The following is a 21,131-nucleotide window of genomic DNA, read 5'->3' on the forward strand; positions in this document are numbered from 1 at the left end:
GGATCATGCCAAACTTAACACATAAGAATGTACATAATTATTTTAAACTTGATGGCTATCATTTAAATGCTGCAGATTTATGCCGTATAGGATATAGTTTTATTAAAGAAGGTGATGTTTATGAACGTGCCATTGGAGAATTTTTTCTGGATTGGTTTGATCATAAAGATTATATTGAAATGACAACTTCTGGAACTACCGGACTGCCTAAGTTAGTTAGATTAGAAAAACAAGCCATGATTCAGTCTGCATTAGCAACGGGAGATTTCTTTGGCTTAGAACCTGGAAATAAAGCTTTGCTTTGTCTGCCGACTCAGTTTATTGCCGGTAAAATGATGCTAGTGAGAAGTTTAATTTTAGGTTTAGAATTAGATGTTGTAGTTCCAAGTACAGAACCTTTGGCTTACAACAATAAACAATACGATTTTGCTGCGATGGTTCCTTTACAGGTTCAAAATTCGCTTGAAAAATTGGGTAACATTAAAAAGTTAATTATTGGCGGAGCAAAAACAGACAGCGACCTTATAGAGAAACTTCTGCCTTTTAAAACAGAGATTTACGAAACGTACGGAATGACCGAAACGATAACGCATATTGCTGCTAAAAGAGTAGGAGAAACTGCTTTTACAATTTTGCCAAATGTTAAAATCGAAAAAGACGATCGCGGCTGTCTGGTTATTTATGTTTCTTCAATTTCAGAAGAGCCAATTGTAACCAATGACTTAGTTGATTTAGTAAATGAAAATCAGTTTATATTTTTGGGAAGAATTGACAATGTGATTAATAGTGGAGGAGTGAAGCTGATTCCGGAGCAGATTGAAGCGAAGTTAATAGGCAGAATTAGTAATCGCTTTTTTGTAACGGGTGTTCCTGATACTGTTTTAGGCGAAAAACTGATTCTGGTAATTGAAGGTGAAAAATATGATTTCTCTGCTGATTTTTTTGATGTTTTAGGAAAATTTGAAAAACCTAAAGAAATTGTTTTTGTTCCGAAGTTTAAGGAAAATGAAAATGGGAAGTTATTGCGTAAGTCGAGTTTGAGATAGGGAAATCCCAATATTTTAAATCCCAAATTCCAATTTTATAGTTGGGGTTTGGGATTTTTTATGTGGAATGTTAAGTCCCTACGGGACAAATGTTGATGTCGTCTCCTGTGTTTTTACCGATATTTAATCTCTACGAGATATTGGGAGTAGGTATTTTTTGTTACCGATATTTAACTCCTAACGGGGTTTAAAGAAAGAAAATAATAATTTGCTAAAAAATAGATTTTTTAAGAATATCTCGTAGAGATTAAATATCGGTAGAAAAAAAGTGAGTACCGATAAAGTTGTCCCGTAGGGACTAAATAAATTATGGCAGCAAAATATCCAAAAATAAAAATTCCAAATCCCAACTATAAAATTGGAATTTGGAATTTAAAATATTAGAATTTAAAATATTGAATTTTATTTTGTTTTACGCTCTAATAACGCCATATAAAATCCGTCAAAACCAGATTCTGAAGCTAGTATTTTACGATCCTGAATAAACGTAAATTCTTTTCCGATATCTGTTTTTAAGAATTTCTCTACTTGTTCCTGATTTTCTGATGGTAAAACTGAACAAGTTGCATAAACTAATTTTCCGCCTGGTTTTACAATTTTAGAATAACTTTCTAAAACCTCACTCTGAACTTTACGAATGTTATCGATAAATTCCGGCTGTAATTTCCATTTAGAATCCGGGTTTCTTTTTAAAACTCCTAAACCGCTGCAAGGCGCATCAATTAAAACACGGTCTGCTTTTTCATGCAGTTTTTTGATCACTTTTGTAGTGTCAATAATGCGGTATTCAATATTAAAAGCACCATTTCTTTTGGCTCTTAATTTCAATTGTTTTAGTTTGCTTTCGTACAAATCCATTGCAATCAATTGTCCTTTGTTTTCCATTAAAGAAGCAATATGCAATGTTTTTCCACCCGCTCCGGCGCAAGTATCAACCACGCGCATTCCGGGCTTAACATCAAGGAAACCGGCAACTAATTGTGAGTTAGCATCCTGAACTTCAAAAAGTCCTTGTTTAAAAGCATCTGTTAAAAATACGTTTGCTCTTTCTTTTAAAACTAAAGCCTCAGGCTGATCTTTTAAATATTCTGTTTCAATATTTAAATCCATCAATGTATTTCTCAGGTTTTCTTTAGTTCCTTTAAGAGTGTTAGTTCTTAAAATAACTTTAGCAGGCTGATTTTGAGCAGCAATTTCTTTTGCCCATATTTTTTCGCCAAGTTCTTTTACACCCAATTCGTCCATCCAGTCCGGGATAGATTCTTTTAAAGCTCTAACTTTTGAAAGCTCGTCAAAACGGCCTTTTATTTTTCTTTCCGGAGTTCCTTCTAATTGTCTCCAATCCGGAATTGGGTATCCTCTTAAAACTGCCCAAACCGCAAACATTCTCCATAAATTGTCTCTGTCGAAAGGCTCTTTTACTTCTGCAATTTCTGCATATAAACGTTTCCAGCGAACAATTTCATATATCGTTTCAGCAACAAATTTCCTGTCAGAACTTCCCCAGCGTTTGTCTTTTTTTAATGCTCTTGCTACCACTTTATCTGCATATTCGCCTTCATTGAAAATTGCGTTCAAAGAATCGATGGTAGTATAAACTAAATTTCTGTGTAATCTCATTTTAATTATTTGAGTTGCAAAGGTACTATTAATTGATTGAAAGTTAAATTTTTAATTATGATTGTTGTTTAGCTTTCTTTTTAAAAAAGAAAAACACTCTGATAAAGTTTTAAAAGAGTGTTTTTCTGAATAGATTTCTGCAAGCAGATTATTCTTTTGTAGTTATTCTTGTCAATCCGATATTTTCCGGAGCATGAAGCACCATCGGGAATTTCTCTACTTTTACCGAGCTGCTGTCTAATCCAAAAGCCCTTTCTTCGGATAAACTCAGTTTCTTAATAAAGAAATAAGAGTTCATAATAATATTTTCGTGCCATCTTAAATCATTGTCATTTGATAAGAATTTCTCAGACAATACAAATTTAAAGTCACCAATAATATTGTTTTTGTTTAATGATTCGTAACGGCTGGTAATATCAACTTCTCCGCGTTTTACCATGTCACGAATAACTTCTCTAAACATTAAATTGATTTTTGTAGGTTCTCTAAATCCTAAATTAAAATCGATTCTGTAAATATCGTCTTTAGCGATTTCGGTAACTTTATATTGTGTTTTATAAGGTTCAGTCAAAATGTTTACGTGTACAAACCAGTAAATATCAGCTCTTTTTGGACGTTTTTGTAAAATCGAATAAATTACTTTTTCCTCCAGTTCATCAACACGGTTTGCATTTGTCATGTAAACTAAATGTGTTGCATATTTAGGAATCGATAAATCTTTACTCAATTCAACCAATACCTTTTTGTAATCCTCAATTTTGATGATTTTAGTATAGCTTTTGTTAATTTTCTTAGCTAAATACCAAATTGTCATTATCGAAATAAGGAGTGTTGCAATGATTAAAGTTACATAACCTCCTTCGGCAAATTTCGTGATATTGGCAATCAGAAAACTAAATTCGATCAATAAATAAATGGTAATAAGTGGAACCATGAAATACAATTTCACACGTTTCATGATTAAATAATAGTTCAGCAAAATGGTTGTCATGATCATACATAAAATGATTGCTAAACCATATGCGTGTTCCATATTTCCTGATTTTTCGAAGTGCAATACAATTCCAACACAACCAAAAAACAATAACCAGTTTATTGACGGAATATACAATTGCCCTTTAACTTCTGTAGGATATTTGATTTTTACTTTTGGCCAAAAATTCAAACGCATTGCCTCATTTATCAAAGTAAATGATCCGCTGATAAGTGCCTGAGATGCAATTACTGCAGCCAAAGTTGCTACTACAATTCCGAATGGTAAAAACCAATGCGGCATGATTAAATAAAACGGATTCCCGTTTTCTCCACCTAATTGCTGTAGTGTACTTCCTTCATGATGAATTAAGTAAGCAGCCTGACCAAAGTAATTTAATACCAGAGTAGCTTTTACAAAAATCCAGCTGATTCTAATGTTTTTTCTACCACAGTGTCCCATATCTGAGTACAAAGCTTCGGCTCCGGTTGTACATAAAAATACAAATCCAAGAACAAAAAAGCCATCAGGATGAATCGAAAGTAAATGATAAGCATAATAAGGATTTATGGCTTTAATAACTTCCGGGAAGTGAATAATTTGTATAAACCCCAAAGTTCCAAGCATAGCAAACCAAATCAGCATCATTGGTGCGAAAAACTTACCAACTAACTTAGTTCCAAACTGTTGTATGGTAAACAAGATAAAAAGAATAGTAATTACAATAGAAATAATGGTCTTTGTTTCCATTGTAGGGTAGAATGCCCTAATACCTTCAACTGCAGATGAAATCGAGATGGGCGGTGTTATAATACCATCAGCAAGCAAGGCGCTTCCTCCAATAATGGCGGGCACAATGAGCCACTGAATTTTTGTCTTTTTGACTAATGCATATAATGCGAAAATTCCACCCTCACCATGATTATCGGCACTTAGGGTAATAAGAACATACTTTATTGTAGTTTGTAGAGTAAGAGTCCAGAAAACGCAGGAAATACCTCCCAATACAATATCAGCATTTATGGTATGATCGCCAAGAATAGCTTTCATTACATAAAGTGGAGACGTACCAATGTCTCCATAAATAATCCCTAATGTTATCAATAAACCCCCTATAGACAACTTACTATGTAAGTTTTTATGCGATGCGCTCATGTATATTTTTAATAAAAGACGGTTGCAAATTTACTGTTTTAAAACAAATTAGCGACAATTATAATTAAAAAGATAAAAAAAAGCACAATCCCCAAATTGTGCTTTTAATTTTTAATATAAATTGAAATATTCTTAACCTCTTCTACCGCCACCTCTAGAGCTTGAATTGCTTTCTCTTTGAGGCTGGCTGGCTCTAGATTCCTGGTTCACTCTTGGTGATTCAGAACGCTGTGGAGCACTTTGAGGTCTTGAAGCATTTGAATTGCTTTGAGAGCTTGATCTGTTTTCGTAGCTTCTTGGAGCTTCAGTTCTTTGAACAGGTGCAGATTGAGTTGGGCTTGGTCTGCTTGCTCTGTTTTCAGAATAACTTCTAGGCGCCTCATTTGTTTGTGAAGATGTTCTGTTAGAATAGTTTCTGTTTTCTGAGTTTCCTCTTGGAGCAGCAGCTGTTGGGTTGTTTCTGTTATAATCACCTCTTGGCTCTGTTCTTGGGGTATTATCAGTTCTTACAGGATTATTTACAGTCCCGGCATTATCTCTGTTAGTTGTTGCACGATTCGTACTGTTGTAACTTCTATCAGAATTATTTCTGTTGCTGCTGTTGTAATCTCTGTTTGTATTTCTATTTTCAGTAGAAGTTACTCTTCCTGTATTTGATCTGTTAGAATCGTAATTGTTTTGAGTTCTGTTAGCTTCTCTGCTGGCAACTCTTCTTTGATCTAAATCATATCTGTTGCTTACATTAGCATGTCTTTGAGCAAAACTATAGTTTGGTCTCATTCTTTCGTAACCGTAAGTACGTCTTGATTCATAAAGAACTGGAGCTCTGTAACTTCTTCTTGTAGTTACATAATTGTAATTGTTGTGAACATTGATACATACATTTACATTGTTTCTGTATCTGTACACAGGATAAGGTCTCCACGCTGCATAGTAAGCAGGGTAGTAACCCCAATACCAAGTTGAGTAGTATGGTCTGTAATTAGTAACCCAAAATGAAGTATAAATTACTGGAGCTATACTATAAACCGGCTCATATATATAGTTGTCACCATATAAATATGTGTTACCTACAACCTGAACGCTTACTTTATTGTAGTTGTCTCTTTCAACATCAATTGTAGCTACATCTTGATAAACATCGCGATCTAAAACGGCCTGAATAATTACAACGTGAGTTCTGTCTTCTACAGATTCAATTACACGTAAATAATCAACCTCGTCGTCGCCATTTAAATCAAGGTTTGAAATTTGATATTTTGGATCATTTAATCTTCTTTCAAAATCCTGAAGATTAGCAGATTCTCCAAACATGGAAGCAACTGCTCTTAAATCTAAATTATCGCTTATATCTGAGTTTTTTGCGTAAACAGTAGTTTGGTTTTGTGCCCCGCAAGAACTAAAAACTAATGCTACAACCGCTATTAAAAGTAATTTCGTTTTCATGACTAAATCATATTAAATTATTTGTGATAGGAGATATCCAATTACTGTGCCACAAATTAAATTAGATACTTTTGGTTTGTAAACGGCACGTTTGTAGTTTGTTATGTTTTTGTTGAATTGTATTTGAATTTTGATTGAACAAAAAATACTGGAAATTATTATTTTCTGAAAATAAACAAAACATATTTGAGATGTTAGAAATAATTGTATTTTAGCATTGAACAAATCTTAATTTTTATGAAAAAACTAATTTTATTTTTTGGTGTTTTTATTTTATTAATGTCTTTTAGAACGCTTAATATCAGCAATAAAAAAGCTTATAGCAGTGGTTTTATATCAGTAAAAATTGATACATTATTTCAGGATAAAATTAGCATACGAGCAATCTTAATTGATAAAGATAAAGTTTGGTATGGAGGAGATAACTCACGTTTTGGCTATTACGATTTAGATAAGAAAGAAAAATTTGAAGAACATATTTATCGTGATACGTTAAAATTAGAGTTTAGAAGTATTGCACAAAACTCAAAAAACATCTTTTTATTAAGTGTTTCTAATCCGGCTTTGCTTTATTCTGTTTCTAAAAAAGACCATAAAGTTAAATTAGTTTATAAAGAAGTTAATGCAAAGGTTTTTTATGACAGTATGCAGTTTTGGAATGATAAAGAAGGAATTGCAATTGGAGATCCTACTGAAGATACTTTTTCTGTAATTGTAACTCGTGACGGAGGGGAAACCTGGACAAAATTATTGTCTGATAAATTGCCTACAAATGCAACCGGCGAAGCAGCTTTTGCCGCAAGTAATACTAATATAGTTGTAAAAGGGGATGATACGTGGCTGGTTTCTGGCGGAAAAAAAGCACGTGTTTTTTATTCTCCAGATAAAGCAAAAACATGGAAAGTAGTTGAAACTCCTATTGTTCAGGGAAAAGCTATGACGGGTATTTATACAGCCGATTTCTATGATTCAAAACACGGTTTTATTGCAGGTGGTGATTACGACCTTCCAAACAAAAAATCAGGAAACAAAGCTTTTACCAAAGATGGTGGAAAAACATGGGAATTAATTGGTCAGGATCTGGGCTTTGGATATGCTTCTTGCATACAATACGTTCCGGGTGGAAATGGCAAAGAGATTATTTGTGTTGGTTCTGAAGGAATTCAATATTCTCAAAATGGTGGAGAAAACTGGACACAATTATCAACAGATTCTAAACTTTTCACCATTCGTTTCGTTAACAGAAACACTGCAATTGCAGCCGGATACAATAAAGTAGTTCGATTAAACTTTAAATAAAAAAATAAGAACCCTAAATAATAAAGTAAGTATTATATTTAGGGTTCTTATCACTGTTGTTTCTTCAAGGAAATTTATTTTCCTGCTTTATCCCGATATTGTTTTAATAATTTTCGGTTAAAATCATCTTCAGATTTTTTAAGCTTTAATATTTTTTTTGCTGGTAATACCTTTTTTAGGTTTGTCATAAACTTTTCACGTAAAAGATATAATTCTTTATCGGTGCATTCAATTTGAGACAATAGTGTAATGGCTTCTTTTTCTGAAATTGAATTTATGTTATCATCATCCAATTTTTTCAGATACGTTTTCATTTTATCATGACGCAATTCATACTGTTTGTCATCATACGCATTGTAAATGGGCCAAAATTTCTCTGCTTCTGTTGGTGTAAGTTCAAGTTCTGTAGTCAAAAAAGAAACCTTAAAAGCTTTAACTTTTTCACGTTTATCATCTGTTTTTTCATTTTGAGCATAAAATGAAAAAGTAACTAAAAACAGAAGTAATGCTAATATATTTTTGATTTTCATATTTGTATAATTTTGTTTTTATTCAGAAATTAAATTTTCGATATTAGGATTTGTAGCCAAAATATCCTCTAAAGTCTCTTCTTCAAGGGCTACATTTTTATTTAATTTGTCAATGTCTTTAGTGTCCAACTCTTTAATTAAATCGTATTGATTTAAGTTTGATTGATAAGTAAGATATGTTTCTAATGTTGCTTCGTCAAGCTCTTTTGATGCTTTATAATAGTGATTTGCAGTTGGAATCAAAAAGGCAATAAAAACTGCCGCCGCCGCAGCTATCGAAATAACTTTTTTGCGTTTATAAAGAGGAATTACTTTTACTTCTCTTTCATTAATCTCTTCTAAAACTTTTGCCGAAAGGGTATCAAAATAATGATCTGGAGTTTTAAATCCTGATTTTACTTTCGGTTCGTTTTCTAATTTAAATTCTTTCATAATGTCTGTAAGATAAGATTTGCTATAAAAGGTTTAATTTGTTGTAACATATAATTCAATTTTTTTCACCGCATGATGATATGATGCTTTTAATGCACCAACGGATGTGCTAAGAATTTCTGCGATTTCTTCGTATTTTAATTCTTGAAAATATTTCATCTTAAAAACCAGCTGCTGCTTTTCGGGCAGTGTAACGATTGCTTTTTGAAGTTTGATTTGGATTTCATCTCCATCAAAATATACATCTGATTTTAGATTGTCGATCGTTTTATTTTGTAAATCTTCAGAAGTTATACCTTTTAATTTTGCTTTCTGATTTAAAAAAGTCAAAGCTTCGTTTGTCGCAATTCGATACATCCAGGAAAAGAGTTTACTTTCTCCTTTAAAGTTTTTTAAATACTGAAATACCTTTACGAAAGTATTCTGCAAAACATCGTCTGCATCATCATGATTCAAAACAATGTTTCGAATATGAGAATACAGAGGTTTTTGATAATCAGATATAAGTTTTTGAAACGCTGTGTTTTGCGTTTTAGGATCTAATAATTGTTGTATAAATTCCTTTTCGTCGATCAAACTTTTTGTTTTATCAATCCTTATATTAACTTAGAATGAATTTTAAGCAAAAGGTTTAATCTAACCTTAAAAAAATTAAAATTCAGAGTCCTCTTCTGTTTTTGCAGGAGTTGTTGTTGCGGGTGCTGCAGGTTTTGGTGTAACTGGTTTTTGCACAGCAGGTTTTTGAACTGCTGGTTTTGGTGTTGTTGGCGTTCCAGTTTCAGCGTCAACTTCAATTCCAGTGTCAGTTCCAGAAGTGTAAACTGGTGTTGTAACAGAAGCAGGAACAACTTTTGGCTTAATTGGGAAATAAATTTCTGTAACTAATTTAGAAGGACTTTTTACATCTAATTTGCTTACCGATAGAATTTCAAGATGTGACCATCCCAATTCAGGTATAATTTTTTGATTGTTAATGTAAGTTATTGTTTTTGTAATTGCTTCATTTGTATGAGTGTAATCCCCTTGTAAAGTTGTTTTAACAGCATCAAAAGCATTTAATTTTCCTGATAAAATATCACTTCCTGAACTAATCGAAATTTCTTTGTTAATAGGTAAACAAATGGAGATTTTTGCCAGCCCTTTTGCAATATCATAAGTATGATAAATAATAAAAGGTTTTCCGTTTGCATTTAGATCATTGGTTTCACTAAAATGAATCAGTTTCGGAATTACAATTCTGGCATTTTTATTAATCTTAGAAATCTCGCTTGTAAATGTCTGTTTGATATATGGTGTCTCCATTTTTTTAACTACTCCATCCACTTTTACAGCGTAAGTTTTGGTTTCGTAATCAAGATTTTTGTCAATGTTTACAAGACTTTTTTCATAAATAGTTCCAATAACTTTATCTGAACCGCCATTTAATGCTGCATATATTTTAAACAAAAAGCTCATTGTTCCTTTTGCTTTCCAGGTCACTTTTGTTTTTCCTGCAAGAGTATCTTTAAAAGTCCATGTTACATCAGCTTCGGTGCCGTCGTATTTCATTTTTTGCTCGATACTTTCACCGTCTTTTGTTTTTAATGTAATGGCATTTCCAGTTTCTTCTTCGCTAGACCAAGAAAATGAACCTCCGTTTCCGGAAGTTTTATTTGGGAAAGTAAATTTTAAAGACGGATCTTCAACTGCCCAAGATTCAAAATCTTCGTAGTTTCTAAAGTCATTTACATAATTATATACAGTTGCTTTAGGCGAATTGATTACTTTGCTTCTTTCAACAGAAAAAATCCCTTTTTGGGTAGCGACAAAAACGGTAAGAGCAACTAAACTTAATAAAAGTAAAAGAAATAAATATTTTAGAATCTTCATTGGTGCAGGTTTTTCGTAAAGTTATAAATTTTCTTGGAGTCTAAACTAATAACTAAAAATAATAGATTGTATTATCTCTTTAAAAAGATTTTGATGACAAATAAAAGGGCAATAAAAAGAAGAAATACAAGTAATACTTTATAATTTCCTTTGTAAAAAATTTTGTGAAGTGCAAGATCTTTGCGGTAAGCGAAAATCATTACGATTACAAATGCAATAAAAAAACAGAGTCCGAATATTAATTGTCCTTGACTAAACATACTTAAAAATAATTTTTGACAAATTTAGAGAATTGTATACGATTTGTTGCTAATTTGCCGACTCATTTAATAGAATAAAAACATGAAAAAACAACTAGACGCAGTTACTGAATTTCATACTGCTTTTAAAATAGGTCACAGCCAGACTCCAATTGCTGATTTGGGAGAAACTAAAAAACTGCTTCGTTATAATTTAATGAAAGAAGAAAACGAAGAATATCTTGAAGCGGTACAAAATAATGACTTAGTCGAAATTGCTGATGCTCTTGGAGATATGATGTATATTTTATGCGGAACTATTATTGAACATGGTCTGCAGGATAAAATCGAAGCTGTTTTTGATGAAATCCAACGCAGTAATATGAGTAAACTTGGAGAAGATGGAAAACCAATTTATCGTGAAGATGGAAAAGTAATGAAAGGCCCAAATTACTTTAAACCTGATTTTTCGAAATTACTATAAATAGAAAACCCGACAGGTTTTTAAAACCTGTCGGGTTTGTATTGTGAACTTATTTTGAATTATTGAACTTTAACTGTCCATCCATAAGTATCTTCAGAAAGTTTATTTTGAAGACTTGTTAGTTTTTCTTTTAAGAAAGAAGCGTAAGAATTCTCGATTGGTGTCATTTCAAAATATTCACCTTTATATGAGAACCCTTTAATTACGCTGATAACTGCAGCAGTTCCGGCTCCGAAGATTTCTTTTAAAGATCCGTTTTTAGCAGCTTCAACTAATTCAGAAACAATTACCGGACGAACTTCAACATTTAATCCTTCTTTTTCAGCCATTGCAATTAAACTTTTTCTGGTAATACCATCTAAAATTCTTTCGCTTGTTGGAGCCGTTAATAAAGTATCGTTGATTCTGAAGAAAACGTTCATTGTTCCAGCTTCTTCCAGTTTTGTATGCGTTGCATCATCTGTCCAAATAACTTGTTGGAAACCTTCTTTGTTTGCCAAGTTAGTAGGGTAAAACTGCGCTGCATAGTTTCCGGCAGCTTTTGCAGCACCAATTCCACCATTTGCAGCTCTACTGTAATGTTCAGCAATAATTACTTTTACTTCGCCGCCATAATAAGATTTTGCAGGAGAAAGTAAAATCATGAATTTATATTCGTCAGATGGATTTGCAATAACCCCAGGACCAGTAGCAATCATAAAAGGACGAATGTACATACTTGCACCGTTTCCTCTTTGAATCCATTCCTGGTCAATTTTTAATAATTCATTTAAACCTTCTAAAAATACATCTTCCGGAACTTCAGGCATAGCCATACGTACAGCAGAATTATTGAAACGTTTGTAGTTTTCATCAGGTCTAAACAACCAAACATCATTATTTTCATCTTTATAAGCTTTCATTCCTTCAAAAATCGCTTGTCCATAATGAAAGACTTTTGAAGAAGGATCCATTAAAATCGGTGCATAAGGCTTAATGACCGGAGCCTGCCATTGTCCGTTTTTGTAATCACATTCAAATAAATGGTCTGTAAATACAGCACCAAAGCTTAAGTTTTCAAAGTCTACAGAACTTATCTTAGACGAAGTAGCTTTTCTGATTTCAATTTTGCTTGTTTGAGTTGTACTCATAATTATGTAAAGTTTTTATCTAATTTGTATTCTTAACAGATGAAAATATAACGTAATGATCTGATGAAGAATAGGTTTTCTTAAATGCAAAATTACGGAAAAATATATAATTTACTTGGTAAAACTGCATTAATTCCTGTGTTTAACTGAGATTTATTTATCTTATAATAAACCTAAAATTTTTGCAGAGTTTTATAAGGAATTTATGAAAAAACTATCATTTTTTAAGGCTTTACGCATTTGTTTTGAGTAAATTTGACTTAGAAAATGGATTATAAATCAATAATTATCCATTGCAAAATTCGAAAATTGTGAAAAGAGAAATAATTAAAACGCTAGATGGTTCAACCACAATTCATTTAGAAGAATGGAACGAAAGTTACCATTCAAAACACGGTGCCATACAAGAAGCAAAACATGTATTTATAAAAAATGGTTTGGCCTTATTTGATAGTAATCCGGTTTCTATTCTTGAAATTGGATTTGGAACTGGTTTGAATGCTTTTATAACTTTTTTAGAATCAGAACATAAGCAACAGCAAATAGATTATGTTGGAGTAGAGGCGTATCCTGTAAATGCCGAAGAAATTCTAGGAATGAACTATGTTGCCGAACTTGAGGCATTGGAATTTGAGAACATTTTCGAGAAAATGCATAAAACGGAATGGAATGAGAAAAACGAAATTAGCAGCAAATTCTCGTTAACTAAAAGGAAACAATTTTTTGATGAAATAAACGATTTTGAAATTTTTGATTTGATTTACTTTGATGCCTTCGGATATCGCGTGCAGCCGGAGCTTTGGAGTACTGAAATTTTTCAGAAAATGTACAATAGTTTAAAGCCTAATGGAGTCCTTGTAACTTATGCAGCCCGCGGAGTTGTTAAAAGAAGCATGATTTCTGTTGGATTTACAGTCGAAAAATTGGCAGGCCCGCCGGGAAAACGAGAAATGTTTAGAGCCTTTAAAAAGGTGTAATTTAGTTGTTTAGAATGGTTCTATATTGATTTATCTGTACTAAGAAAACGTATTCGTTGCTAAAGTTTTTAAAAAAATAAGTTAAAATGAAACTTTATATGTGATTAATGTTTACATTTGGTGCGAGTTTAAAAATATAGATAACCCCCAAAAATCTTATTTTATTATGTCAAAAATGATGTTTGATTACACGAAATCAATACTTGAGAGAGTAAGTTTCGACCCGGTACTTTTCTGCAGAGAGTTAGAAAAAGCTATCAAAACACTGTTACCATACGAAATGGAACAATTGCAAGAATGGTTATTAAATTTTATTATTGAAAAACCAGAATTAAAACAAAGTCTACTACTAATTAAAGTATAAAAGAAAAGGAGCCAAATTGGCTCCTTTTTTTATGCTTGCTTTTTTTGCAGCGGACTAATGATTTGAACATTCTGAAAAACAATTGCGCCTTTTACAACGCCGGCAATTGTAGATCGAATTGCGTCAATGATTTGCATTTTTAATTCGCTCTTTGGGTAAATTAAACTTACCTCTCGGGCAGGTTTTGGTTCCTTAAAGTTTCGTAGTTTCAGTTTGTCGGATTCTTTTAAGTCTAAGGTGTGCAAGTACGGAAGTAATGTTGTGCCTAAACCTTCGTCGGCTAATTTTATTAAAGTTTCAAAACTTCCGCTTTGAATCTGAAAATTATTTTGCTCGACATCAGTGCCGTTTTTGCATAAATTTAAAATCCCGTCTCTAAAACAATGTCCGTCCTGTAAAAGTAAAATCTCATTAATGTTTAAATCAGCCACTTCGATTTCTTCTTTTTGAAAACTGTGGTGATGCTCCGGAATATAAGCTACAAATGGCTCAAAGTATAAAACGATTTCTTTGATCTTTTCATCTTCAAGCGGAGTTGCCGCAATTGCAGCATCAAGATGACCATTTTTTAGTTTTACAATAATTTCATCTGTATTGAGCTCTTCAATTAAAAGCTTAACCTTTGGATATTTCTTAATGAAATTATTTAAAAACATTGGTAAAAGCGTTGGCATAATCGTTGGAATAATTCCTAAACGAAATTCTCCGCCTATAAAACCTTTTTGCTGTTCGACAATATCTTTAATGCGATCTGCTTCGTTTACAATATTTTTGGCCTGATTTACAATCTTTTGTCCAATATCTGTAAGCTGGATAGGTTTTTTACTTCTGTCAAAAATTAAAATATTAAGTTCTTCTTCAATTTTTTGAATCTGCATACTTAATGTGGGTTGTGTTACGAAACATTTTTCGGCCGCAAGAGTAAAGTTTTTATGCTCTGCAACTGCTAACACATATTGTAATTGAGTTATCGTCATTTTGATAGTAATTTTTGATACAAAAATAAGTAAATATAATTTTTTTTTATAATTTTTTTAATGAAGATAATTTAAATTTGTAGTAAACTTAGTTATAAAAAAGGAAGATTATGAAAACAAATATTTTAGGATTACCTGTAAAAGAGTCAGAATTGTTAGTGAAAGAATTAAATGTTTTATTATCAAATTTTCAGGTATACTATCAAAATTTAAGAGGAATTCATTGGAATATTCGTGGAAAACGTTTCTTCGATTTACATGTAAAATTTGAAGAACTATATACAGATTCACAATTAAAAATAGATATGATTGCAGAAAGGGTTTTGACAATTGGCGGAACTCCATTGCATACTTTTGAAGATTATATTAACAACAATAAATTAACTGTTGGGAAAAATATCTCAAACGATGAAAAAGCAGTTCAGTTAATTGTAAATTCATTATCTGATTTATTAAAAATTGAAAGAGAAATCCTGAATAAATCTGGTGAAATTAATGATGAAGGTACAAATTCAATGATGAGTGACTTCATAGCAGAGCAGGAAAAAACAATTTGGATGATGAATGCATGGCTAGACGAATCGCTATAATTTATTGTTTATGAATATCTTAAAAAGCAGATTGGTCATTTTTGATCCTTCTGCTTTTATCTTTTTGTTAAAATTGTATAAAATTTTTAGCCAGTCGCTTTGATTTTATTTGTTTAACGCTATTTTTGCCCCAATGAAAATATTAGCACGCATATTATTATTCATATTTATTGCCTTCTTATCGACCCCAACAATTGTTCAGGCGATTAAGAAAGGGAATTCGTGCGTATCTTTTAATTTTTCTGAAGAAGAAGTGCATAAAGAACTAAAATCTGTAGTGCATCCTGTAATTTTAGAGCATGAAGCACCGCTTCCTGTTTACATTCAAAAGAAAACGATAGTTTCTGAAAACATTGTAAAACTAGATAATATTTCTCCGAGCATATTTGCTCCACCACCCAACTTGGCATAATACTTCCGATTATTTGAAGAACAACTGTATTTACGACAAATGCAGCATGGTTCTAATGTATTAATTTTTAGTATTGTATTATGACAAAAAAAATCAATCTTTTTGCCAACCTTAAGTCTGATTTTGCATCAGGTTTAGTGGTTTTTTTGGTGGCTCTTCCATTGTGTTTAGGTATTGCAATGGCTTCTGGAGCGCCGTTATTTTCTGGAATTATTGCGGGTGTTATTGGTGGTCTTGTGGTAGGTTATTTAAGCCAGTCACATATTAGCGTTTCTGGCCCTGCGGCTGGTTTAACAGCAATTATTTTAACTGCTATTACTGATTTTGGTGCCTTTGATGTGTTTTTACTGTCTGTGTTTATTGCAGGACTAATTCAATTGGCATTAGGATTTTTAAAAGCGGGAAGTATATCAAATTATTTTCCAACAAACGTAATTGAAGGAATGCTTGCAGGTATCGGAATTATCATTATTCTGAAACAAATTCCGCATGCATTTGGTTACGATGCTGATTTTGAAGGCGATCAGGCTTTTATTCAAAATGATGGAAGCAATTCATTTTCATTTCTTTTTGATCTCTTAAATCATATTCAATTAGGAGCCGTTGTGATTTCATTGATTTCACTTGTAATATTAATTTCTTGGGATAAAGTTCCATTTTTAAAGAGATTAAAATTAGTTCCGGGTGCGCTTGTAGCCGTTATCCTGGGCGTATTATTAAATGAATTTTTTATATCAACAGGAAGCTCATTGGCAATTGCAAAAGAACATTTGGTTTCTTTGCCAGTTCCAAAGTCTTTTGATGATTTTAAATCAATTATAATTACACCAAATTTTGCAGCGATTACAAATCCGCAGGTTTGGGTTGTGGGTATTACAATTGCCATTGTTGCTTCTATTGAAACACTTTTGTGTATTGAGGCTTCAGACAGAATGGATGTTCAAAAACGTTATACGGATACCAATGTTGAGCTTAGGGCGCAGGGTATAGGTAATATGGTAAGTTCACTTTTGGGCGGATTACCAATGACTTCTGTTGTGGTAAGATCTTCTGCAAATAATAACGCAGGTGCAAAATCTAAAATGTCGGCCATCATTCATGGTGTGCTTTTATTAATAAGTGTATTGTCTATTCCGGCAATTTTAAATAAAATTCCTTTGGCAACTTTAGCTACGGTTTTAATCTTGGTTGGATATAAATTAGCAAAACCAGCAACCTTTATGCATTTCTGGGAAAAGGGGAAATACCAGTTTGTCCCTTTTATTGCAACTTTGGTCTTTGTCGTTGCGACAGATTTGCTTAAGGGAGTTGCTTTAGGAATTATCATTAGTATCATTTTTGTTTTGAGAGGAAATTTAAAAAGAGCTTACATCTTCAAAAAAGAAGAGTATGAAGACGGCGATGTCATTCATATTGATTTAGCTCAGGAAGTTTCTTTTTTAAATAAAGCCGCGATCAAACAAACGTTGAATGAAATTCCAGAGAATTGTAAAGTAATTATTAATGCGCACGATACAGAATATATTGCGCATGATGTATTAGATTTAATTCGCGAGTTTAAAGAAACCCGTGCCATTGATGAAAATATCAAAGTAAAACTAAAAGGTTTTAAAGAGGCATACGAATTAGAAAACACTCCTGATAACAACAATCACGTTTCGATTGAACATTATTATGATGTTGCAAAACGAGCATTGGTTAAGAAAGAACAAAAAGAAAAATTTTAAACAAATTATATAAATAAAGATATTGATCAGGCTTGAGAAATATCAAAATTTAAATAACTTTACAAAAAAGTCTTTTTGATATGCTTAAGCATTGACAATTCTATAAAAAAAACTAAAAAAATGAGAGAGTTTTATAAGCAGATACTTGAAAACAATAAAAAATGGGTCGAAGATTCATTAGCAAAAGACCCTAATTATTTTGCTGATTTAGCAAAAGGACAATCTCCGCCACTATTGTGGATTGGATGTTCTGACAGCCGTGTTCCTGCAAATGAAATTATTGGAGCAAAACCAGGTGAAGTTTTTGTACACAGAAACATTGCTAATATGGTTGTTCACTCAGATATGAATATGTTAAGCGTACTGGATTATGCAGTAAACGTTTTAAAAGTAAAACACGTTATTGTTTGCGGACATTACGGATGTGGTGGTGTAAAAGCGGCTATGGGTAATTTATCTGTTGGAATTATCGATAACTGGATTCGTCACATTAAAGATGAATACCGTTTACACGATAAATATTTGAATTCTATTGAAGATGAAACAGAACGTTTTAATGCTTTTGTAGAAATCAATGCAAAAGAGCAGGTTTACAACTTAGCAAAAACTTCTATTGTACAAGGAGCTTGGAAAAACGGTCAGGACTTAATGCTTCACGGCTGGGTTTATGGATTAAATTCTGGTTTTGTAACCGATTTAAATGTAAACATCAGTTCAAATGATGAGTTAGATGAAGTTTACCAGCTTACTAATCTATAAAAATAAAAATCGCCTCAAAAGGGCGATTTTTTTATTCGTTTTCGTCTAGGTTTTCATTAAACGCAGATGGTAACATCGTTGGGATAAACTTGATTAAAATCGGCAGTAATAAACTTCCGCCCGGAAGTAAAAATATAGTCAGGGACGGAATCGTTTTACAAATATCTAAAAGCTGTTTTTTTACTTTTTTCTTTTCTTTCGCATCTAAATCCCTTGTTGTAGAATAAGCTAATAGAACCATTAATTCTTTACTCTGAACAATTTCCTTAATTAATCTGTTTTTGTTTCTTATAATCAGTTTTACAACACTGTGCGTCATCTGATCATAGAAATGTTTAACCGGATTTGAATAATTAAAGTATGGAATCTTCTTTTTATGGGTGGTAATAAAATCATGAGTGGTGTCGATACTTGCTTTTACAAAATCATCAGAAACGCCCATCATTGAGCCTAGAGAATACAAGAAATACGATTCTTCATTTTCGACAACGCCATCGCTCCACAACGCCATTCCCGCCATGTCAATTAAATAATAATGCTCTAGAGTATTGTTGAAATAATCTAATTGTAAGGTATCTAAAGTCTCTACGGTAACTTTCGAAAATTTGGAATAACGTATAGAAGCCTCAAAAAGTTTAATTAGCAAATCGTCGTGCTGCGATTTGATTGTTTTTGTTTTTAAAGCTAAACCTACGATTCCAAGAACCGTTTCTTCAATTCTTTTTAGATATTTTTCAGGAATTTCTCCATGTTCTAAATATTGTCTAAAGGCCAAAACATCAATAAACAAAAGCGCATTAGTTACTAAATGCGAAAAATTTTTGCTAATGATACTGTCATTTGTCTGCACTCTTTCGTCAATTATACTTTCTAATGAATGAGAAGGAGTGTCTTTTGGAAGCAGAATCTTAAACAAATTAAACCCTTCCGGATTCATCTGTTTATAGAATTTTAAAACTTCGGTAATAAAGTTATTCGGTTCAGAATTTCTTTTTTCTAAACAAAAAACATGATAAAGTGTATTTAATAAGGCAATTTTAGAAATTTCGGTTTTAAACCAGCCTTTTATCGGAATTGGAATTTGAGAATCAATTGCAATAATATGACCATAGATAAAACCAGTTTCTCTAACTTTATAGTAAAAGGAATCTGTAGTTTCAAAAGGAATTGCTTCTGAAAACTTCTGCTCACTAAAAAACTTATCGATCCAGCCGTGTGCTGATGGGTTAATCATTGAATTAAATTTATTGCTGCAAAGCTATATCTTTTTCTTGTTTTAGAGTGAATTAAAAATAAAATAACCACTAGATTTTTGTGAAATATAGTGGTTATTAGCGTTTTATTATTTTTTATTACTTAATTATCCCGGCACAGGCAACTCTTCCGCCGGCATTTCCGGTTGGCTGAGTTGTAAAATCATCTGTTCCCTGATGTACAATTAATCCTTTTCCTAACACATCTTTAGTTGCATCGCCACAGCCTACGCACCATTCGTCTGTAGTTAATGTAATAGTTCCGTTACCTTTTTCATCAGCGGTAAAGTTTCCAATATCACCTTTATGATATTCTCCAACGCCCCATTTTCCGTGTTTTTTAAAAGTTGGATTCCAGTGTCCGCCAGCAGAACTTCCGTCGGCAGCAGTACAATCTGCTTTTTCGTGAATATGTATAGCATGAACTCCAGGCTGTAAACCAGAAACTTTTGCAGTAAAAGTTACTTTACCATCTTTCTCCGTAAAAGTAGCAGTTCCGCTTACATTACTACTGCTTTTTGGTTCTAATGCTACAGTCAAAGTTTTGGCATCATTTGATTTTGTATTGGTCTTACAGCCAACGATTAAAGCTGTAATTATAGCGAATGATACGATCAGTTTTTTCATATATACGGGCATTTTAAATTAAAGATTAAGTAAATTTAACATAAAATAACGGAATAATTTGACTCTAAAAGTTAAAAAAAAGTCAAACTATACGTCGTAATTTAAGATCGATTGAGCACAAAAACGAAAAATATTGTTTAAATTCGTAATAGTTTTAACGAAAAATTTCTGAAACTAAATTTATCTAATTCGTTCATATTTAATACTTAATGTTATGATGAAAAAGATTTTTATCCTCGTTTTTATTACTTCGTTTTTATTTTCCTGCAAGTGTCAAAAAACAGATTCGGCTGCAAAACTCGACGGAACCTGGGAACTCAATTATATTACCGGACCACGAATTACTTTTGATGGTTTGTATTCGAATAAAAAATCGACTATAACTTTTAATACAAAAGATAATCAGGTTTCTGGAAACAATAGTTGTAATTCCTATACAGGAAAATTGGTTGTAAACGACAATAAAATTGATTTTACGCAGCCAATGGCGGTTACTAAAATGATGTGTGTGGACGGACAGCAAGGTGAACAAACCTATATGAGTACGCTGCAAAAAATTACATCGTATGATATTACAGATGATGGGAAAACGCTGAATTTAATTTCAGGAGATATTGCAATGATGCGATTTACTAAAAAGTAAACAAATAGTTTTACTTAACACGATGTGAGATGAAAATTAAATTATACCTTTTATTAGTATTGTTTGGCTTTTTGAGTTTTTCTGTATTTGCACAGCAAAAAAGCAAAAAAGAACTAAAAGTCGAAAAAGAATTACAAAAGCAAAAAGATACTGAAGCTTTAATCGATTCTAAAAATTTTGTTTTTGAAGCTCAAAAAGTCACACCACAAGGCGGACGGCTTATTATTTTAGATTATAATACTTATTTTTTGAAGTTTAATGCTGAAAAAACAACCTGTGATCTTCCTTTTTTTGGCCGTGGATATAATGTGGGTTACGGAAGTGACGGCGGAATTAAATTTGAAGGAACACCAGAAAATATAAAAATAGGCAAGAAATCAAAAAATTATAGTGTGAGAGCCACGGTTAGAGGCAGAGATGATGTTTATGATTTAATATTTACTATTTTTTTTGATGGAGGTGCTTCACTTTCTGTCACCAGTAATAATAGAGGTCCAATTTCTTATGATGGAGAAATAAGCGCACCAAGAACAGAAGAAACGAAAAATTAAAAGCTGCTTTTTTATAATTAAACTCCCA

Annotated in this window: 22 protein-coding genes; 11 read left to right on the plus strand and 11 right to left on the minus strand. The window is 32.3% G+C overall.

Translation table 11 applies throughout. The features are described from left to right. The first annotated feature begins 5 nt into the window (after positions 1-5). Positions 6-1,046 (plus strand): AMP-binding protein, encoded by a 1,041-nt coding sequence (locus BUE10_RS10095; protein ID WP_073484741.1) that lies wholly within the window; start codon positions 6-8, stop codon positions 1,044-1,046. Positions 1,047-1,448: 402 nt separating this feature from the next. Here the strand turns inward: BUE10_RS10095 and BUE10_RS10100 are convergent, their stop codons facing one another. The 3 genes from BUE10_RS10100 to BUE10_RS10110 form a co-directional block, all read right to left on the minus strand. Then, on the minus strand, positions 1,449-2,666 hold the full coding sequence (locus BUE10_RS10100) for an RsmB/NOP family class I SAM-dependent RNA methyltransferase (protein WP_073484743.1): 1,218 nt from the start codon (positions 2,664-2,666) through the stop codon (positions 1,449-1,451). 148 nt (positions 2,667-2,814) lie between these two features. Further along, positions 2,815-4,794, minus strand: coding sequence for a KUP/HAK/KT family potassium transporter (locus BUE10_RS10105; RefSeq protein ID WP_073484745.1), 1,980 nt, complete (start codon positions 4,792-4,794; stop codon positions 2,815-2,817). Between the two features lie 132 nt (positions 4,795-4,926). Continuing rightward, positions 4,927-6,240, minus strand: a complete 1,314-nt coding sequence (locus BUE10_RS10110) for a hypothetical protein (protein ID WP_073484747.1) — start codon at positions 6,238-6,240, stop codon at positions 4,927-4,929. A 237-nt stretch (positions 6,241-6,477) separates the two neighbouring features. On the opposite strand from BUE10_RS10110, the gene BUE10_RS10115 reads away from it, so the two are divergent. Continuing rightward, positions 6,478-7,539 carry a WD40/YVTN/BNR-like repeat-containing protein gene (locus BUE10_RS10115; protein ID WP_073484749.1) on the plus strand — a complete coding sequence of 354 codons (1,062 nt, stop codon included), beginning with the start codon at positions 6,478-6,480 and terminating at the stop codon, positions 7,537-7,539. Between the two features lie 74 nt (positions 7,540-7,613). Here the strand turns inward: BUE10_RS10115 and BUE10_RS10120 are convergent, their stop codons facing one another. From BUE10_RS10120 to BUE10_RS10135, 4 genes are all read right to left on the minus strand, one after another. Further along, on the minus strand, positions 7,614-8,069 hold the full coding sequence (locus tag BUE10_RS10120) for a sensor of ECF-type sigma factor (RefSeq protein WP_073484750.1): 456 nt from the start codon (positions 8,067-8,069) through the stop codon (positions 7,614-7,616). Positions 8,070-8,087: 18 nt separating this feature from the next. Beyond that, positions 8,088-8,501, minus strand: coding sequence for a hypothetical protein (locus BUE10_RS10125; protein WP_073484752.1), 414 nt, complete (start codon positions 8,499-8,501; stop codon positions 8,088-8,090). 33 nt (positions 8,502-8,534) lie between these two features. Further along, on the minus strand, positions 8,535-9,077 hold the full coding sequence (locus BUE10_RS10130; protein ID WP_073484753.1) for an RNA polymerase sigma factor: 543 nt from the start codon (positions 9,075-9,077) through the stop codon (positions 8,535-8,537). A gap of 75 nt (positions 9,078-9,152) precedes the next feature. Beyond that, positions 9,153-10,370, minus strand: a complete 1,218-nt coding sequence (locus BUE10_RS10135) for an SRPBCC family protein (protein WP_073484755.1) — start codon at positions 10,368-10,370, stop codon at positions 9,153-9,155. Positions 10,371-10,712: 342 nt separating this feature from the next. Here BUE10_RS10135 and BUE10_RS10145 point away from each other — a divergent pair, with 342 nt between their 5' ends. Next, positions 10,713-11,093: a pyrophosphohydrolase domain-containing protein gene (locus tag BUE10_RS10145; protein WP_053471798.1), complete on the plus strand. Its 381-nt coding sequence runs from the start codon at positions 10,713-10,715 to the stop codon at positions 11,091-11,093. A gap of 59 nt (positions 11,094-11,152) precedes the next feature. On the opposite strand, the gene BUE10_RS10150 is transcribed toward BUE10_RS10145, so the two are convergent. Further along, the gene (locus tag BUE10_RS10150) at positions 11,153-12,223 is read right to left on the minus strand and encodes a branched-chain amino acid aminotransferase (RefSeq protein WP_073484759.1); all 1,071 of its coding nucleotides are present in this window, start codon (positions 12,221-12,223) and stop codon (positions 11,153-11,155) included. Between the two features lie 311 nt (positions 12,224-12,534). Here BUE10_RS10150 and mnmD point away from each other — a divergent pair, with 311 nt between their 5' ends. Beyond that, positions 12,535-13,200 carry a tRNA (5-methylaminomethyl-2-thiouridine)(34)-methyltransferase MnmC2 gene (gene mnmD, locus BUE10_RS10155; protein ID WP_073485264.1) on the plus strand — a complete coding sequence of 222 codons (666 nt, stop codon included), beginning with the start codon at positions 12,535-12,537 and terminating at the stop codon, positions 13,198-13,200. A gap of 166 nt (positions 13,201-13,366) precedes the next feature. After that, positions 13,367-13,564, plus strand: coding sequence for a hypothetical protein (locus BUE10_RS24235; protein ID WP_053471796.1), 198 nt, complete (start codon positions 13,367-13,369; stop codon positions 13,562-13,564). Positions 13,565-13,593: 29 nt separating this feature from the next. Here the strand turns inward: BUE10_RS24235 and BUE10_RS10165 are convergent, their stop codons facing one another. After that, the gene (locus BUE10_RS10165) at positions 13,594-14,541 is read right to left on the minus strand and encodes a LysR substrate-binding domain-containing protein (protein ID WP_073484761.1); all 948 of its coding nucleotides are present in this window, start codon (positions 14,539-14,541) and stop codon (positions 13,594-13,596) included. A gap of 110 nt (positions 14,542-14,651) precedes the next feature. Here BUE10_RS10165 and BUE10_RS10170 point away from each other — a divergent pair, with 110 nt between their 5' ends. The 4 genes from BUE10_RS10170 (at position 14,652) to can (ending at position 18,029) form a co-directional block, all read left to right on the plus strand. After that, positions 14,652-15,131 (plus strand): Dps family protein, encoded by a 480-nt coding sequence (locus BUE10_RS10170; RefSeq protein WP_073484763.1) that lies wholly within the window; start codon positions 14,652-14,654, stop codon positions 15,129-15,131. Positions 15,132-15,264: 133 nt separating this feature from the next. Further along, on the plus strand, positions 15,265-15,543 hold the full coding sequence (locus BUE10_RS10175; RefSeq protein ID WP_073484764.1) for a hypothetical protein: 279 nt from the start codon (positions 15,265-15,267) through the stop codon (positions 15,541-15,543). 80 nt (positions 15,544-15,623) lie between these two features. After that, positions 15,624-17,270, plus strand: a complete 1,647-nt coding sequence (locus tag BUE10_RS10180; RefSeq protein WP_073484766.1) for a SulP family inorganic anion transporter — start codon at positions 15,624-15,626, stop codon at positions 17,268-17,270. Positions 17,271-17,390: 120 nt separating this feature from the next. Further along, the gene (can, locus tag BUE10_RS10185) at positions 17,391-18,029 is read left to right on the plus strand and encodes a carbonate dehydratase (RefSeq protein WP_073484768.1); all 639 of its coding nucleotides are present in this window, start codon (positions 17,391-17,393) and stop codon (positions 18,027-18,029) included. Positions 18,030-18,060: 31 nt separating this feature from the next. Here can and BUE10_RS10190 read toward each other — a convergent pair whose 3' ends face one another. Continuing rightward, positions 18,061-19,263, minus strand: a complete 1,203-nt coding sequence (locus tag BUE10_RS10190) for an LETM1-related biofilm-associated protein (protein WP_073484770.1) — start codon at positions 19,261-19,263, stop codon at positions 18,061-18,063. 118 nt (positions 19,264-19,381) lie between these two features. After that, positions 19,382-19,909 carry a superoxide dismutase family protein gene (locus BUE10_RS10195; RefSeq protein ID WP_073484772.1) on the minus strand — a complete coding sequence of 176 codons (528 nt, stop codon included), beginning with the start codon at positions 19,907-19,909 and terminating at the stop codon, positions 19,382-19,384. A gap of 214 nt (positions 19,910-20,123) precedes the next feature. Between BUE10_RS10195 and BUE10_RS10200 the strand changes: the two genes are divergently transcribed. Further along, positions 20,124-20,552 carry an META domain-containing protein gene (locus BUE10_RS10200; RefSeq protein WP_073484773.1) on the plus strand — a complete coding sequence of 143 codons (429 nt, stop codon included), beginning with the start codon at positions 20,124-20,126 and terminating at the stop codon, positions 20,550-20,552. Between the two features lie 29 nt (positions 20,553-20,581). Continuing rightward, the gene (locus tag BUE10_RS10205; protein ID WP_073484775.1) at positions 20,582-21,103 is read left to right on the plus strand and encodes a DUF4251 domain-containing protein; all 522 of its coding nucleotides are present in this window, start codon (positions 20,582-20,584) and stop codon (positions 21,101-21,103) included. Positions 21,104-21,131: the final 28 nt, after the last annotated feature.

The organism is Flavobacterium sp. CF108 (assembly GCF_900129795.1).
Lineage (GTDB): Bacteria > Bacteroidota > Bacteroidia > Flavobacteriales > Flavobacteriaceae > Flavobacterium.